At 46.6% G+C, this 14,037-nt stretch carries 15 protein-coding genes; all 15 read right to left on the reverse strand.

From position 1 onward, the window contains the following. Positions 1 to 160: 160 nt before the first annotated feature. The 15 genes from MHH46_RS24115 to spoVE all read right to left on the reverse strand — a co-directional run bounded on the left by MHH46_RS24115 (position 161) and on the right by spoVE (position 14,013). Entirely contained in the window at positions 161 to 943 is a 783-nt protein-coding gene (locus MHH46_RS24115) for an RNA-binding protein (RefSeq protein WP_076192054.1), read from the reverse strand. Between the two features lie 9 nt (positions 944 to 952). Beyond that, positions 953 to 1,219 carry a YggT family protein gene (locus MHH46_RS24120; protein ID WP_036683616.1) on the reverse strand — a complete coding sequence of 89 codons (267 nt, stop codon included), beginning with the start codon at positions 1,217 to 1,219 and terminating at the stop codon, positions 953 to 955. Between the two features lie 7 nt (positions 1,220 to 1,226). Continuing rightward, on the reverse strand, positions 1,227 to 1,667 hold the full coding sequence (locus tag MHH46_RS24125) for a cell division protein SepF (protein ID WP_036683619.1): 441 nt from the start codon (positions 1,665 to 1,667) through the stop codon (positions 1,227 to 1,229). An 11-nt stretch (positions 1,668 to 1,678) separates the two neighbouring features. Beyond that, positions 1,679 to 2,365: a YggS family pyridoxal phosphate-dependent enzyme gene (locus tag MHH46_RS24130; RefSeq protein ID WP_036683622.1), complete on the reverse strand. Its 687-nt coding sequence runs from the start codon at positions 2,363 to 2,365 to the stop codon at positions 1,679 to 1,681. 3 nt (positions 2,366 to 2,368) lie between these two features. Next, on the reverse strand, positions 2,369 to 3,226 hold the full coding sequence (gene pgeF / locus MHH46_RS24135) for a peptidoglycan editing factor PgeF (protein ID WP_036683625.1): 858 nt from the start codon (positions 3,224 to 3,226) through the stop codon (positions 2,369 to 2,371). A 104-nt stretch (positions 3,227 to 3,330) separates the two neighbouring features. Next, a complete protein-coding gene (locus tag MHH46_RS24140; RefSeq protein WP_036683628.1) occupies positions 3,331 to 3,675 on the reverse strand; it encodes a YlmC/YmxH family sporulation protein in 345 nt (114 codons plus the stop codon). A gap of 130 nt (positions 3,676 to 3,805) precedes the next feature. After that, complete coding sequence (gene sigG, locus MHH46_RS24145) at positions 3,806 to 4,588, reverse strand: RNA polymerase sporulation sigma factor SigG (protein ID WP_036683631.1); 783 nt, start codon at positions 4,586 to 4,588, stop codon at positions 3,806 to 3,808. Positions 4,589 to 4,666: 78 nt separating this feature from the next. Further along, a complete protein-coding gene (gene sigE, locus MHH46_RS24150; RefSeq protein ID WP_036683937.1) occupies positions 4,667 to 5,389 on the reverse strand; it encodes an RNA polymerase sporulation sigma factor SigE in 723 nt (240 codons plus the stop codon). 92 nt (positions 5,390 to 5,481) lie between these two features. Beyond that, a complete protein-coding gene (gene spoIIGA / locus MHH46_RS24155) occupies positions 5,482 to 6,429 on the reverse strand; it encodes a sigma-E processing peptidase SpoIIGA (protein WP_076129086.1) in 948 nt (315 codons plus the stop codon). A 269-nt stretch (positions 6,430 to 6,698) separates the two neighbouring features. Beyond that, positions 6,699 to 7,820, reverse strand: coding sequence for a cell division protein FtsZ (gene ftsZ / locus MHH46_RS24160; RefSeq protein ID WP_076129065.1), 1,122 nt, complete (start codon positions 7,818 to 7,820; stop codon positions 6,699 to 6,701). Between the two features lie 61 nt (positions 7,821 to 7,881). After that, positions 7,882 to 9,144, reverse strand: a complete 1,263-nt coding sequence (ftsA, locus tag MHH46_RS24165) for a cell division protein FtsA (RefSeq protein WP_076136520.1) — start codon at positions 9,142 to 9,144, stop codon at positions 7,882 to 7,884. Positions 9,145 to 9,487: 343 nt separating this feature from the next. Continuing rightward, complete coding sequence (locus MHH46_RS24170; RefSeq protein ID WP_076192056.1) at positions 9,488 to 10,243, reverse strand: cell division protein FtsQ/DivIB; 756 nt, start codon at positions 10,241 to 10,243, stop codon at positions 9,488 to 9,490. 65 nt (positions 10,244 to 10,308) lie between these two features. After that, a complete protein-coding gene (gene murA, locus MHH46_RS24175) occupies positions 10,309 to 11,592 on the reverse strand; it encodes a UDP-N-acetylglucosamine 1-carboxyvinyltransferase (protein WP_036683642.1) in 1,284 nt (427 codons plus the stop codon). A gap of 205 nt (positions 11,593 to 11,797) precedes the next feature. Further along, complete coding sequence (gene murG, locus MHH46_RS24180; RefSeq protein WP_076192059.1) at positions 11,798 to 12,910, reverse strand: undecaprenyldiphospho-muramoylpentapeptide beta-N-acetylglucosaminyltransferase; 1,113 nt, start codon at positions 12,908 to 12,910, stop codon at positions 11,798 to 11,800. Between the two features lie 5 nt (positions 12,911 to 12,915). Continuing rightward, positions 12,916 to 14,013, reverse strand: coding sequence for a stage V sporulation protein E (gene spoVE / locus MHH46_RS24185; RefSeq protein WP_036683647.1), 1,098 nt, complete (start codon positions 14,011 to 14,013; stop codon positions 12,916 to 12,918). Between the last annotated feature and the right edge of the window lie 24 nt (positions 14,014 to 14,037).

Below are 14,037 nucleotides of genomic sequence, written 5' to 3' on the forward strand. Positions count from 1 at the left end.
AGAAAGACTGTACTTCAAGTAAAGGCAGAAGGTATTCCTGTGTTCCGCCTGCCATTCATGGTCCGCCTCTTCTTAAAAGTATCGGCGTCCAGCTTAAAAAATGTTTGATTCCCTCGAAATAATCAATTTCGACAAGTAAGACCGTATTCCTGCAAGGGATTCACACAAATTTACCAATCTGAACACGGTATCGGCCCTTTTTCGTCAAACTGCCGACCTCTAGAACCTTGAAGCGACCAAAGCCTTGAATAGATACCATGTCACCATCCTTAAGACTGCAGGATGGGTCTTCCTCCACTTTCCAGTTTACCCGAACGCGTCCAGCCTTGATGGGAGCAAGAATTTTGCTTCGGCTAAGCCGTGTTACATCTGCGGCAATGCCATCCAATCGCAGGGATGCTACAGTCAAATCCATCAATTCCAGCTTAACCTCACTATTACGCAAGGCGGAAAAGGGTAATACTTCCGTACTTACCTGTATCCGGTGCACTCCAGTTAAATTCATAGCTAAATAATCTGCAATATCAGCAGCGACTACAACATGACAACCATCGTCCAGAACATGAATATCACCAATTTTGCCTCGTTTAACGCCCAGCCCCAGAATAGAACCCATGTAGTCCCCGTGCTCCAGAGCCAGAAACTTCTGCTCCCCTGAGGTTATTGCAAGCACCTTCAGCTCCATGTCTTCCTGATCCAGGTCACGATAATCAGGAGCGACAAGCGCTCGCTTCCGCTCTGCCTCAGCATGTCCACCTTCCCATTTAACAATTACATCAGGATGGCGGTTAACTAAAGTTTGCAGAATAAAACCTTGGCGGGGATCGAGAAATTCAGTTAATTTAGTCTCATGATATTCTCCAGCGTTGGTAACCCATTCGAAGGCCTTGTCCACAAATTGACGTTCATCGGGATGAAAATGCCCGTAAACTTCGTTCTTCATCACAGTTGCCTAAAAAATCAAATGCAGGATAGATTTAAGTCCGCCTGCCGCGAATTCCAAGACAAGTAATGCAATGATTGGAGAGATATCAAGTGTACCGAAGAGCGGTGGAATAAACCGTCTGAAAGGTGTTAAATACGGCTCTACGAGTTTACTTAGCAGTTCTCCAATGAAGTTATCACGAACGTTGGGTAACCAGGACATTAGCACATAGAAAATAATCATGTAAAAATAAATGTTAAACAAAATATCGATAATGTAATCAATTTGAAGCAAAGCCCATTCACCTCATTCTGTTATAGTCTTGATCGTCACCTAGGATTTCTGTAATGGAGCCTTGAATTTCAACAGTATCTGGAGTGCACATAAATATATTGCCCCCAATTTTAGAGATTCCTCCCCCAAGGGCATAAACAGTTCCGCTGAGAAAATCAATAATTCGCATTGCTTGATCATTGCGAACACGCTGCAGGTTAATTACTACCGTCCGATGCGAACGGAGATGATCAGCAATCTCCTGTGCCTCATCATATGAACGTGGTTCATATAATACAACCTTGACATTTTTTTGCGAATGGATACTGACAACGTTGCCCCTCTGATTTTTGCGGGTTTCTACAGGGGCCGGCTCATACTCATCCTCTTCGTGGATTTGCTCCCGCTCCACAACTTCCTCTTCCTCCTGCAAGCCCAAAAAACTCATAAATCGGTTCATAACGCTCATCACGATCCCTCCTAATGGCCTACTAACACCGTACCCAGGCGTACCCAGGTGGCTCCTTCCTGTATCGCCACTTCAAAATCATTCGACATTCCCATGGACAGCTCCGTAATCGGCTCAGGTGTCAAAGCAAGTTGATTAAGCTCATCGCGCAGCTCACGAAGTCCGCGAAATACAGGACGGGTAAGCTCCGGATCACCTTCTAAAGGTGCCATCGTCATAAGTCCAATTACCTTAACGCGGTCCAAACTAGCGATTTCACGTAAAAATCCAGGTACTGCCTCAGGTGACAGACCAAACTTCGTATCTTCGCCAGAGATATTCACTTGAAGAAACACATTCACTTCCTGATCAGCAGCAAGCGCCTTTTTGTGTAATTCTTGCGCCAGAGACATCCGGTCCAAAGAGTGTATATATTGAAATTTGCCAATAACGTCTTTAACCTTATTGGTTTGCAAATGCCCGATAAAATGCCATGTCCCTTTGTCCCCTAAAACCTTCCATTTGTGTTCAGCATCCTGCCAGCGACTCTCAGCAACATGCTCTAGGCCTGCCTCCAATACGGAGGATACCATTTCCAGAGAAACATATTTCGTCACTGCAATTACCTTGACGTCATTACGATCCCGGCCGCTTGCCGCGCAGGCACGTGCTACACGTTCCTCTACCTCAGCAATTCTCTCCTGCAGTGTTAAAGACAACTTTCAACTCTCCTTTATTCCGATCCAGCTCGTCATTCTGCCTGTAATACCGTTTTCTTTGCGATAAGAAAAAAACAAATCACGATTACAGCTTGTACACCATGTTGTACATTCGATATGAGTCGGCAATATTCCTGCTTTTATCATAATGCGTCGATTCATTTCTTTCAAGTTTAGCAAGTATTTACTCTGATCAGTCTCTGAGGCTCTGTAAAGCTCCACAGCATCGAAAGTTTCTATCCCCTCATTCAAGCTGCCCTCCAGCTGCCGAACATGCTCCATCACATAATCATCCACCTCATAACAGCAGTCGCCAATGGATGGACCGATCGCTGCCACAATATCATGTGGATGGCTGCCGTATACCGTTTGCAGCTTACTCACCATAGCTGCGGCAATCTGAGCCACCGTTCCTTTCCAGCCTGCATGCGCAAGACCGACGACTCTACGCACGGGATCATAAAAATAAAGGGGCACACAATCCGCATAAAAAGAAGTCAACAAAACCCCAGGCACATCCGTCAGCAGACCATCCGTAGCTTGAAATGCCGATGCTCTGTCCTGTTGTCCCCGCCCACGGTCTACTTCCCTTACTACAGCTATCTCTGCCCCATGAGTTTGTTCTCCACAGGTCCATGCTTCCGGCTTGAAATCAAGAGCTTCGGCAAGCGCTCTCCGATTGCTCAGGACATCTTCAGGAGCATCCCCAACGTGAAACGCACAATTCAGGCTGTCATAGGGCGCCTTGCTAGCCCCTCCCTGTCTACCAGTAAACCCCGCTGTAATTTCGTTATGCTCCACTCGCCAAGGCTCCAGATGGAGCAGCATAAGCATTTCTTTCCCCTGCACAAACGGTTCCATTTCCTCACCTCCGCCTTAGTGTACCACATGTAAATACCCGTACAAAGTGACGGTTAAGCCTGATCGCCTAAATTCTTAAATAAAAAAACAAAAAACGCACCTAATTAATAAGTGCGCCGTTCGCTGCGATCTCCCCGTTCCAGATACATCGTTTCACGCTCTTCCTGTCCCGGAGACATCCGCGACTCTTCAATCTTCACGAGTACTACATCGGACCCGATCTTAACTATATTCCGCCATGGAATAATCAGATCTGTCCCGCCTCCGAACAATCCCATAAACCGAGTGTATCCGGGTATAACGATGGCATCAATGACACCACGGCGCAAATCAAGCTCCAGATCACTAATCTGCCCCAGCCGCTTGCCATCTACAATGTTGATAACATCCTTCGTCTGAAAATCTGAGATTTTCATTTTTTTGGCAGACCCTTGATAATCCTCGTTCATCTCACCACCCCTGTACAATCCGACCTATAGTCCAATATATGATCCGGAAGCTTGTCAACATGCATTAAAAAGAGGAGACAACCCAAAATCCTTAACCCGGATTCTGGAATATCTCCTCATGGCTACTGCTCTAAGATTTCACGTGTTTTTGCATTTGCTGAATCGCAGATTTCTCCAGACGTGAGACCTGTGCCTGTGAAATGCCAATCTCATCTGCGACCTCCATCTGTGTTTTCCCTTCGAAAAACCGCATGGATAAAATTCGTTTCTCCCTTTGTCCTAACTTACGCATCGCTTCACGTAATGCAATTTCTTCGATCCACGACACATCCTTATTCTTATCGTCGCTAATCTGGTCCATTACATAAATAGGATCGCCGCCGTCATGATAGATCGGCTCGAATAAGGACACTGGATCCTGAATGGCATCAAGAGCAAAAACAACATCTTCCTTCGGCACACCCAGCGCTTCTGATATTTCGAATATCGTCGGTTCCCGTGAGTTCTGATTGGTCAGACTATCACGTACCTGGAGCGCCTTGTAGGCGATATCTCTGAGAGAACGTGATACCCGAATCGGGTTGTTATCACGCAGGTAACGCCGAATCTCACCGATAATCATCGGAACTGCATATGTGGAGAATTTAACGTTTTGTGATAAATCGAAATTATCGATGGCTTTCATCAGACCGATGCAACCCACCTGGAACAAATCGTCAACAAATTCTCCCCTATTATTGAACCTCTGGATAACGCTTAGAACAAGTCTAAGATTACCGTTTACCAATTTCTCTCTGGCGGATCGCTCGCCCTGCTGCTGCAGCGAAGTGAACAGTTGCCGCATTTCCACATTCGTTAGAACAGGCAGCTTAGCAGTATCCACACCGCAAATCTCGACTTTATTACGGGTCATGATGATTTACCTCCCAAGGAGAAACATTACTGTACATTATCTCCCGGGCTCGCCATTTTATTCCTTGCTAATTTCACCTTACACCATCTTGTTAAACTCCTTGCGCAGCCGCTTGATAATTCTTTTCTCCAGCCGCGAAATATAAGATTGGGAGATGCCAAGCAGATCAGCCACATCTTTTTGTGTCTTTTCTTCGCCTCCGCGCAGGCCAAATCTCAGCTCCATAATGAGTCTTTCCCGGTCACTCAGCTTTTCCAGTGCCTTTTGCAGCAGCTTGCGATCAACCTGTTCTTCTATGTTCCGATAAATGGTATCATTTTCCGTTCCTAATACGTCAGAAAGCAATAATTCATTGCCATCCCAATCAATATTAAGCGGCTCATCAAAAGAAACCTCACTCCGTGTCTTGCTGTTCCGCCGCAGATACATCAAGATTTCATTCTCTATGCAGCGGGATGCATAAGTAGCCAGTTTTATTTTTTTCTCAGGATCAAAAGTGTTCACAGCCTTAATTAAGCCAATAGCGCCAATCGAAACCAGATCCTCGATATTGATGCCGGTATTCTCAAATTTACGAGCGATATATACTACCAAGCGAAGATTGCGCTCAATCAACATCGCACGAACAGCTGCATCGCCGCTAGACAGCCGCTGAAGCAGATATTCTTCTTCTTCCCGTGTCAGCGGTGGAGGAAGTGCCTCACTCCCGCCAATATAATAGATTTCCTGACTCTTCAGCCCTAGTAGAAACAGCATGCGGTAATATTGCAGCTGCAGAGCAATTTTCCATTTGACCATTATTTGTTCCTCCTCCAAGAAGTGCACGGTTCGCGTGTGAAGCTTTCAAATCCCGCTTTCAGCCATCAGAAGTTTGGTTCAGCTAGCTTTAAAGATTAGGAAGGCAGTGCTGCAACAGTAGCGCTCTCTTTTTGAGTCAAATCAGGATGTATTACAGCCCGATAGGCTCCATCCCCCGACAATGTCCCACCATCCAGCCCAATCAATACTCTTTTACAATAAAAGATATCTTCACCAAGCTTTATCGTCACCTGATCAGGCTTCAGTGCGAGCATAAATGATGCCCCCCGGTTAACTCCCCTGTAAGGCACCAGTCGCATCCTGTCCTGCCAAGCAAACGACTGCCCGTCCGTTTCTAGTAAAAGTTTGTCCGCTCCGTCCTGAGTGAGTCTACCTTTCCATGTTTCAGGCAGATGTCCCTCCCAGAGCGAAGATTCCATAACCATCACCGGTATGCGGGTCAAAGGATCACAAAGCCGGTTACCTGTGTCTAGCAGGCCGGGACAGGAAACAGTCACTCCATCAATTTCTACTACCACCTCACCGATATAGGTTTCAAGCTGCTCCCTTCTGATTCGTGAGGAGTGCACTGCCTTGAAGCAGATTAACACCAGGGGAAATACTGCAATTACAAACCAAAAGCCAATCTTTAGGCGGTAAGCATGCCCTCCTGAAGCAGTGAACATAATACCATTCCAAATATCACCGGAGCTCTGCAGCAAATAGTGAATACCTACAATCCCACCAGCCGCTGCGAAATTGATAATATAAAAAGCTCCCATAGTGCGAAGGTAGCTTTGCAGACTCCCAAAACCAAAGGCAATCCATAGCATAACCACCGACAAGCCAAACTTAATGAGGAAGGTATACATGAAAGACAACTCCGGCACAAACATCATCACCACATACAGCGCACCAACCAGAGCTGAGAGGACTAAGCGCCACCATGATATCCTCAGCTTGACCATCCAGCCTGTCAGCCACAAAAGAATTCCGTCGATCACTAGATTGGCGGCGAATATCAAGTCAATATAAACAACCAGTGCATTCACCTGCTTACTATGGCGGAATCTATCCTGTAGCCAAAATGGATCAGGCTCTGTTTTTTTGGACGATATGATTAGTATAAAAAGTCTCGCATTCAAAGTCTGTCTAAACTTGGGGGGCATTCTTAAGGTTTTTTTGTCGAGTTATAGCGCGGGAGGGTTTTATTCCTACTGAACAGCATTTCACATAAAAAAAAACACCGCATTGCCCTAGCTCTATTAGCTGGGGAATACGGTGCTTCATATCTCTTAATAAAAATATTTAATTAGTCATTGTTGCCACGATTACGGTTACGCAGGAACGTCGGAATATCTAACTGATCTGACGTGTTCTGATTCCCGAACGGACGCAGATTAGCAGCGTTCTTATCCGGTGCTGCCGCTGGCTCGTTATTCGTCGAGACCGGACGGCGTCCTGGAGCTTCAGGCGATGGTTTATGTTCAAAGCCAGTAGCAATTACTGTTACTTTGATATCATCCTTCAGGCCTTCATCAATTATCGCACCAAAGATCATATTCACTTCAGGATCAGAGGCGGATGTAACAATCTCAGCCGCTTCATTGACTTCGTATAGAGAGAGGTTAGATCCTCCCGTAATGTTCATGATTACGCCGCGGGCGCCTTCAATAGACGTTTCCAAGAGTGGGCTCATGATGGCTTTACGTGCTGCTTCAGACGCACGGTTCTCACCATTTGCAATACCAATACCCATAAGCGCTGAACCGCGCTCTGTCATGATCGTCTTTACATCCGCAAAGTCAAGGTTAATCAGACCAGGAACCTTAATTAGGTCAGAGATACCTTGAACAGCCTGCCGGAGAACATTATCTGCTTCACGGAAAGCTTCCAACATCGGTGTTTTCTTATCAACAATTTCAAGCAAACGGTCATTTGGAATGACGATTAGCGTGTCGACTTTTTCTTTCAAAGCTTCGATTCCAAGCATTGCCTGGTTATAACGTTTTCTTCCTTCAAAAGTGAACGGGCGAGTCACTACACCCACAGTCAGGGCTCCACACTCTCTAGCAATTTCAGCTATAACTGGTGCCGCACCTGTACCTGTACCGCCACCCATTCCTGCAGTAACAAATACCATATCTGCACCTTTAAGGGTATTCGAAATCAGATCACGGGATTCCTCCGCTGCTTTCTTACCGACTTCAGGGTTGGCGCCTGCACCCAAACCGCGGGTCAGCTTGTCCCCAATCTGCAGCTTGTGCTCCGATTTGGCCATATGCAACGCTTGGGCGTCTGTATTAACCGTAATAAATTCTACACCCTGAACGCCGTTTTCAATCATCCGGTTGACAGCATTACTACCTCCGCCGCCCACGCCGATGACTTTTATTTGCGCCAAGCTCTCCATTTCAAAATCAAATTCTAACATATTGTTCCATCTCCCCCTCAATGTGCTTGGATGGCCGGTCCAAGTATATCTGGACTTACACTTATATAAACTCGCTAAACATATTTTTTAGACGCTCCACAAATCCGGGCTTCTGAACAGTTTCCTGACTCGGAGTGGCGTTCTGCTTGCTCCGGTTGACCGTCTTTTTGTTGCTGCTTCCACCACTGTTTCTTCCACGGAAACTACGGACAACATTATGCAGAATACCGACACCGCCGGTAAACCCAGGGTCCCGTACACCGATATAATCCGGCACGGCGATGCGTACAGATGCAGCCAGCTCAGTCTGAGCAGCCTTCAATACACCCGGCATCGAGACAGTCCCACCTGTTAGTATATAACCTCCAGGCAGTTCACTGTAACCAAGCCGTTTAACTTCTTGACGAATCAGGTGGAATATTTCTTGCACCCTTGGCTCGATAATGGCCGCCAGATCCTCTTGGTTAAATTCCTTCTCCACGTTACTGCCAATGCGCAATACCTTGAAGACAACGTCTGAGGCTGCATCGTCAATCCAAGCACAACCATATTTAAGTTTTACCTTCTCCGCTTGATCAGTAAGTGTCCGAAGTCCGTAGGCAATATCATTGGTTACGAATTCTCCTCCGATCGGAATCGTGGAGGTTGCACTAAGAGAACCCTCTTCGTATATGGCTATTGTTGTTGAGCCCGCACCGATATCAACCAGAACAGATCCCATCGATTTCTCGTCCTTGGACAGCGCCAATCCACCAGCTCCAAGAGACATCAGCACAAGATCCTTTACCTTCAGCCCTGATTTCTCAACACAGCGTAGTAGATTATGTATTGGCGTCTTAGCACCCGTAATGATTGTTGCCTCAACTTCCAGACGAACACCAATCATTCCGCGCGGGTCTTGAATTCCTTCAAGACCATCGACGATAAATTGTTTGGGAACAACATCAATCACTTCACGCTCCGGAGGCATAGCAATGACTTCCGCAGCTTTAATTACGCGATCGATATCATCATCGCCGATTTCACGATCCTCATTCTGAACGGCCACAACACCGTGGCTGGATTGCAGGCCAATATGATTACCGGAAATGCCTACATAAACCTCTGATATTTGAATACCCACCATCTGCTCTGCATGATCTATAGCACTTTTGATCGATTGCACAGTTTGGTCGATATCTACAATCGCGCCTTTACGTATTCCTTCCGAATCGGCAGATCCAACGCCAATAATATTAAAGGTTCCATTGGTAACTTCCCCAATTATTGCCCGAACTTTGGATGTACCGATGTCCAAACTAACAATGATGTCATTGTTGCTCAAGTCCTATGGCACCTCCTGTTATAATCATAATTAATTGCATTACCTTATCCCGGTCCCGGGAAACTTCTCTGTACATATTCAACATACCTAATCCTTTCCCTCTTTTTTCTACAAATTTTTTGAACGGAATAATATTCCAACATCCCCAAATGTGAATAGTTACTCATATGTTATTGTAAAAACAGCAATTATCACAAGAAATATCGGCCTAATTGGTCATTTCAACCAAATATAGTACTATATCTCAAAAAAATCGAAGAAAAAAGAGGGATATAGCTTCTTGCCCGTAACTCCGATTGTAGCATTTTTTTAACTCTATTAGTAGGGACTATTTACCTCCACACTACTCTTGCGCAACATCTTCTTCATCGCTTACAACCTGAAAGGGAACATATGAATCGGCTTCTAGCATTTTAATCAGTCCAGGCTGTTCAGTCTCTATAATCTGATTCAAATAGGACACCTTGCTCTTTAGCAATGAGATGGCTGTAATCACCTCAAAACGGGATCTAGTATAGAGCTTGATCCGGTCTGGAAAAGACAAGGTCGGCGAGGGAACAATCTCAGAGATATCACTTGTCAATTCATTAGGAATGCTTGCTAATGCTTGACAAAGCTTAGCCTTATTCGGATCTTCCGGGTCCCAGTTCGTTAATATGGGTTTCTCAACAGCAATTCCAGTCTCATTAACAGGCACTGCAGCTCCACTGGACAGAATCGCCTTTAAGAGGCCTCCCTGTTCCAGTTCATAGGCTACCGCTGGAAATTCCTCAATCTTCACTGTGATCACCCCGGGGAAATCCTTCTGCACGCTGACGTCTTTAATCGTCTTAAGCTTCAGCAGAGATTCTTCCACATCTTTCGTTGATACAGCAAAGAATTGCCCACCTATTTTAATTCCACTTTGTGAGAGTAGCTCTTCACTAGTAGAATACTTACTACCTTGAAAATCTATCACTGTAATATGGCTAATAGACGATCTAAAAAAAATCACAGCAAGAAGCGCAGTGAACAGCAGCAGCAGGATCGCCGTAATCTTACGGCTCATTTTTTTCTTAGGCTTGTCCTCTTTAAGAAGAGGTAATCGGGTTGTAGTCATTCTCATATTCTCCGTAATAAGGCCCTGTCTCCTTCTCTGGGAGATCTGGAAGGAGACAGGGAGCTTTAATTGGCCAAATCAAGTGGATCCGTTACAGGCACCTTACGGCTTATACGCGCGCCAAGCTTCTGAAACAGCTTCTCTATTCCATCATAACCACGGTCAATGTGATGCGCTTGCTCAACGACCGTAGTCCCTTGTGCAGCAAGCCCGGCAATGACCAGAGCTGCACCCGCCCGCAAATCAGTAGCTTCCACAGTAGCACCATACAATCTCTGAACGCCGCGAATAAACGCACGATTCAAATCGATAGAAATGTCAGCACCCATCCGGGCCATTTCTTCCACATGTTTGAACCGTCCCTCAAACACCGTCTCCTTGATCACACTAAAACCATCGGCGAGCGACAGCAGCACCATGACCTGAGATTGCAGATCCGTCGGGAAAGAAGGATAAGGAGAGGTTACAATTCTCTCAACCGCACGCGGACGCCCCATGCAGCTGACATTAATTATATCATTGCATACTGTGATTTGAACACCAGCCCGCTTAAGCACATGAATAAGCGAAGTCAGATGCCCGGCGTTCGTATGTGTCAAGGTCACATTCCCACGTGTAGCTGCCGCAGCAATCATTACAGTTCCAGCCACTATCCGGTCTGGGATTACCTCGTACGTACAGGGATATAAGTTTTTGACACCCTGGATCGTAATGGTATCCGTGCCTGCACCGATAATCTGAGCACCCATACTATTCAAAAATTGCTGTAGATCCTGTATTTCCGGCTCTCTTGCTGCTCCCGATATCGTAGTTGTCCCCTCTGCCTTGGCGGCAGCCATCATAATATTCTCCGTGGCTCCAACACTTGGATAGTCGAGATGAATATCACTCCCTACAAGCTTTGAGCCCCGACAGGATATTCGTCCGTTGCTTTCCTCGATCTCCGCCCCCAGTGCTTTAAGACCCTGCAAATGAAGATCGATTTTACGCTCCCCGATCGCACAGCCACCAGGCTGATAGATCGTTACCTCACCAAATCTGGATAACAGCGGTCCCATTAAAAAAATGGAAGATCTCATCTGCCGCATCAAATCCTCAGGTACATGAGATGTCCCCACGGCTGACGTATCTATCGTCACCGTATCCTCTTGATGCACGCACCTGCAGCCCAGCCGATCCAAGATGTCTAGCATAGTCTCGATGTCCAGCAGCTTCGGCACATTATGCAGTGAGTGAACTCCTTCGGCCAGCAGGCTTGCCGCTAGAATCGGCAGCGCCGCATTTTTTGCTCCATGGATACGAATGGTGCCTGACAGGGGACTTCCACCCTCAATCACCAATTTGTCCAATGTATCACCTCCGAGATTACCGCTCACCCACCACAAACACTTCCGATACAAGGTCATATGAAATGTACAAGATTATCCTGCACTACCTTTCAGGTTAGGAAGTGTCCTGGGTGATTGTCACGATTATAGGATTATCCTATGTTCGTTCCTCCAAGTGTGTGACAGAGAGCTGCCAATAAGGAAAAACCTCTCAAAGGTTAATGGCTTAAGACTGTTTACCGGCTAGTCTTCGGAGTTCGTTAGTGACAATGGCAGCAGAATCCCTTTTGCCCAGTCGTCGGGAAGCCTCGGACATTTTTTGGCGTACAGCTTCAGTTCCAATGATTGCTTGCACAGCTTCATAAAGCGCCTTACCATTCAAATCCTTCTCAAGCAGCACCACAGCGGCTCCTTCGCGTTCCAGCTGTCTTGCATTCGCCTCTTGGTGATTATTCGTCACATTAGGAGAAGGGATAAGTACAGAAGGAATGCCCAGCGCTGTAATCTCAGCGAGAAAGGATGCCCCCGCCCGATTTACGATTAAGGAGGTACAAGCCAAGACCTCCGGCATATTGTGAACATAAGGCAGGACATGCAGCCAGTTCGGTGTGCTACCCAGCTTCTGACGCAATTCAGCACGGGTATCCTCAAAATAAGGCTCACCTGTAACGTAAACATAATGAACACCATTACCCTTACCCACAAATGGGGCCATTTCAATCATGGCTTTATTAATTGCCTTAGCCCCTTGACTGCCGCCAACAACCAAAACAACCGTGCTGTTATCCGGAATGCCCAGCGAGGCAAACCCCCGTTGTGGACTAGCCGTAGTAACGGTCGTTGCCCGAGGATTACCTGTGTAGATTACGTGCTTGCTCCCCGGAAAAGCAGATTCTGTCCCTTCAAAGCTTACGGCCACTGTACTCGCGTAACGACTTAGAAAACGATTTGTTAAACCAGGGATAGCATTTTGCTCATGGATCAAGGTTGGGATGCCCAGCCGGGATGCAGCGTAAACGACTGGACCACATACATAACCGCCTGTACCAATTACAACATCAGGCTTAAACTCTCTTAACATTTCTTTGGAAGCCTTAACGCCCTTTAAAAAACGCATCACCGTCTTGACGTTGTCCATGGACAGCTTGCGCCGAAAGCCAGTGATGTCGATAGATTTGAAAGGGATATTCTCTTGGGGAACAAGCTTGCTCTCTAAGCCACGCGTTCCACCAATATACAGGAAGGTAGATTCACTATCTTCTGATTCCAGTTGTCTAGCAACAGCGACTGCGGGATAGATATGACCACCCGTGCCTCCGCCGCTTAATACGATACGCATGTCTTTCACCTCGCATAACGGGATAAGTTCAATAGAATGCCCAGGGAGGTTAACATCAGTGTAAGCGAAGAACCTCCATAGCTAATCAGAGGAAGCGTAATGCCTGTTACAGGCATCAGACCAATGACCACACCAATATTAATGATGACTTGCACAGCCACCATACAGACGATGCCAACGGCCAAATAGCTTCCAAAACGGTCAGGCAGACTCATCGCCACCTTCATTCCGCGCCAGATTAGAATAAGAAACAGGATCAACACTGCCAAACCACCGATAAACCCCAGTTCCTCGGCCAATATAGAAAAAATAAAATCGGTCTGCGGCTCAGGTACATAACTGTACTTCTGCCGGCTCATTCCAAGTCCGAGACCCCCGAGCCCTCCAGGCCCAATCGCGTATAGCGACTGAATAATCTGGTAGCCTGCACCGAGGGGATCGGACCAAGGATCAAGAAAAGCGGTGATCCGCTGCAACCGGTAAGGTGCTGCGGCAACCAAAGCAACAAAACCAGCCACCCCAGCTACTCCTAGTGAGAGTAGATGTTTCATTCTTGCCCCAGCTGTAAAGACCATCATCAAGGCTGCGCCAAACATAACGGTACCTGTACCCAGATCCGGCTGGAGCATAATCAGTGCAAAAGCTGATCCGATAAGCGCTAACGGGGGAAGTAAGCCACGAGTGAAGGAGGTGATATCATACTCTTCTTTTCCCAGCCAATTCGCCAGAAATAGAATCATCCCCATCTTCATGAACTCGGAGGGCTGAATCCCGAAGGAGCTGATTCCGAGCCAGCTGCGCGCTCCCCCGCGAACTACACCAATGCCGGGAATAAGCACCATAACGAGCAGGATAAAGCAGACAATCAGTGCCGGCTTAGCCAGCTTTTTTAACACTTTGTAGTCTGTATTCGCTGTAACAAACATTGCAACAAGTCCCAGTCCTGCAAACAAAAGCTGCCTCTTTACAAAGTAAAACGAATCTCCATAATTGCGGAAGCCTAAAACAGATCCGGCGCTGTATACCATCACCATGCCGATCACCAGCAAAGAAAGAATGGGAATCAGCAACCAAATATCGGGAGCATGACGAGTTTTGTTCATCAGGAGCACACCTCTTGCATCCGT

Origin of the sequence: Paenibacillus sp. FSL H8-0175 (genome assembly GCF_045040615.1) — a bacterium.
Taxonomy (GTDB): Bacteria; Bacillota; Bacilli; order Paenibacillales; family Paenibacillaceae; genus Paenibacillus_AQ; species Paenibacillus_AQ odorifer.

What these genes read in the sequence shown, in the direction of transcription:
- spoVE (WP_036683647.1), bottom strand. Translation starts at nt 14,013, where the DNA reads ATGAACAAAACTCGTCATGCTCCCGATATTTGGTTGCTGATTCCCATT.
- pgeF (WP_036683625.1), bottom strand. Translation starts at nt 3,226, where the DNA reads ATGGAACCGTTTGTGCAGGGGAAAGAAATGCTTATGCTGCTCCATCTG.
- MHH46_RS24115 (WP_076192054.1), bottom strand. Translation starts at nt 943, where the DNA reads ATGAAGAACGAAGTTTACGGGCATTTTCATCCCGATGAACGTCAATTT.
- MHH46_RS24170 (WP_076192056.1), bottom strand. Translation starts at nt 10,243, where the DNA reads ATGACTACAACCCGATTACCTCTTCTTAAAGAGGACAAGCCTAAGAAA.
- MHH46_RS24140 (WP_036683628.1), bottom strand. Translation starts at nt 3,675, where the DNA reads ATGAACGAGGATTATCAAGGGTCTGCCAAAAAAATGAAAATCTCAGAT.
- murG (WP_076192059.1), bottom strand. Translation starts at nt 12,910, where the DNA reads ATGCGTATCGTATTAAGCGGCGGAGGCACGGGTGGTCATATCTATCCC.
- sigG (WP_036683631.1), bottom strand. Translation starts at nt 4,588, where the DNA reads ATGACCCGTAATAAAGTCGAGATTTGCGGTGTGGATACTGCTAAGCTG.
- ftsZ (WP_076129065.1), bottom strand. Translation starts at nt 7,820, where the DNA reads ATGTTAGAATTTGATTTTGAAATGGAGAGCTTGGCGCAAATAAAAGTC.
- MHH46_RS24125 (WP_036683619.1), bottom strand. Translation starts at nt 1,667, where the DNA reads ATGAGCGTTATGAACCGATTTATGAGTTTTTTGGGCTTGCAGGAGGAA.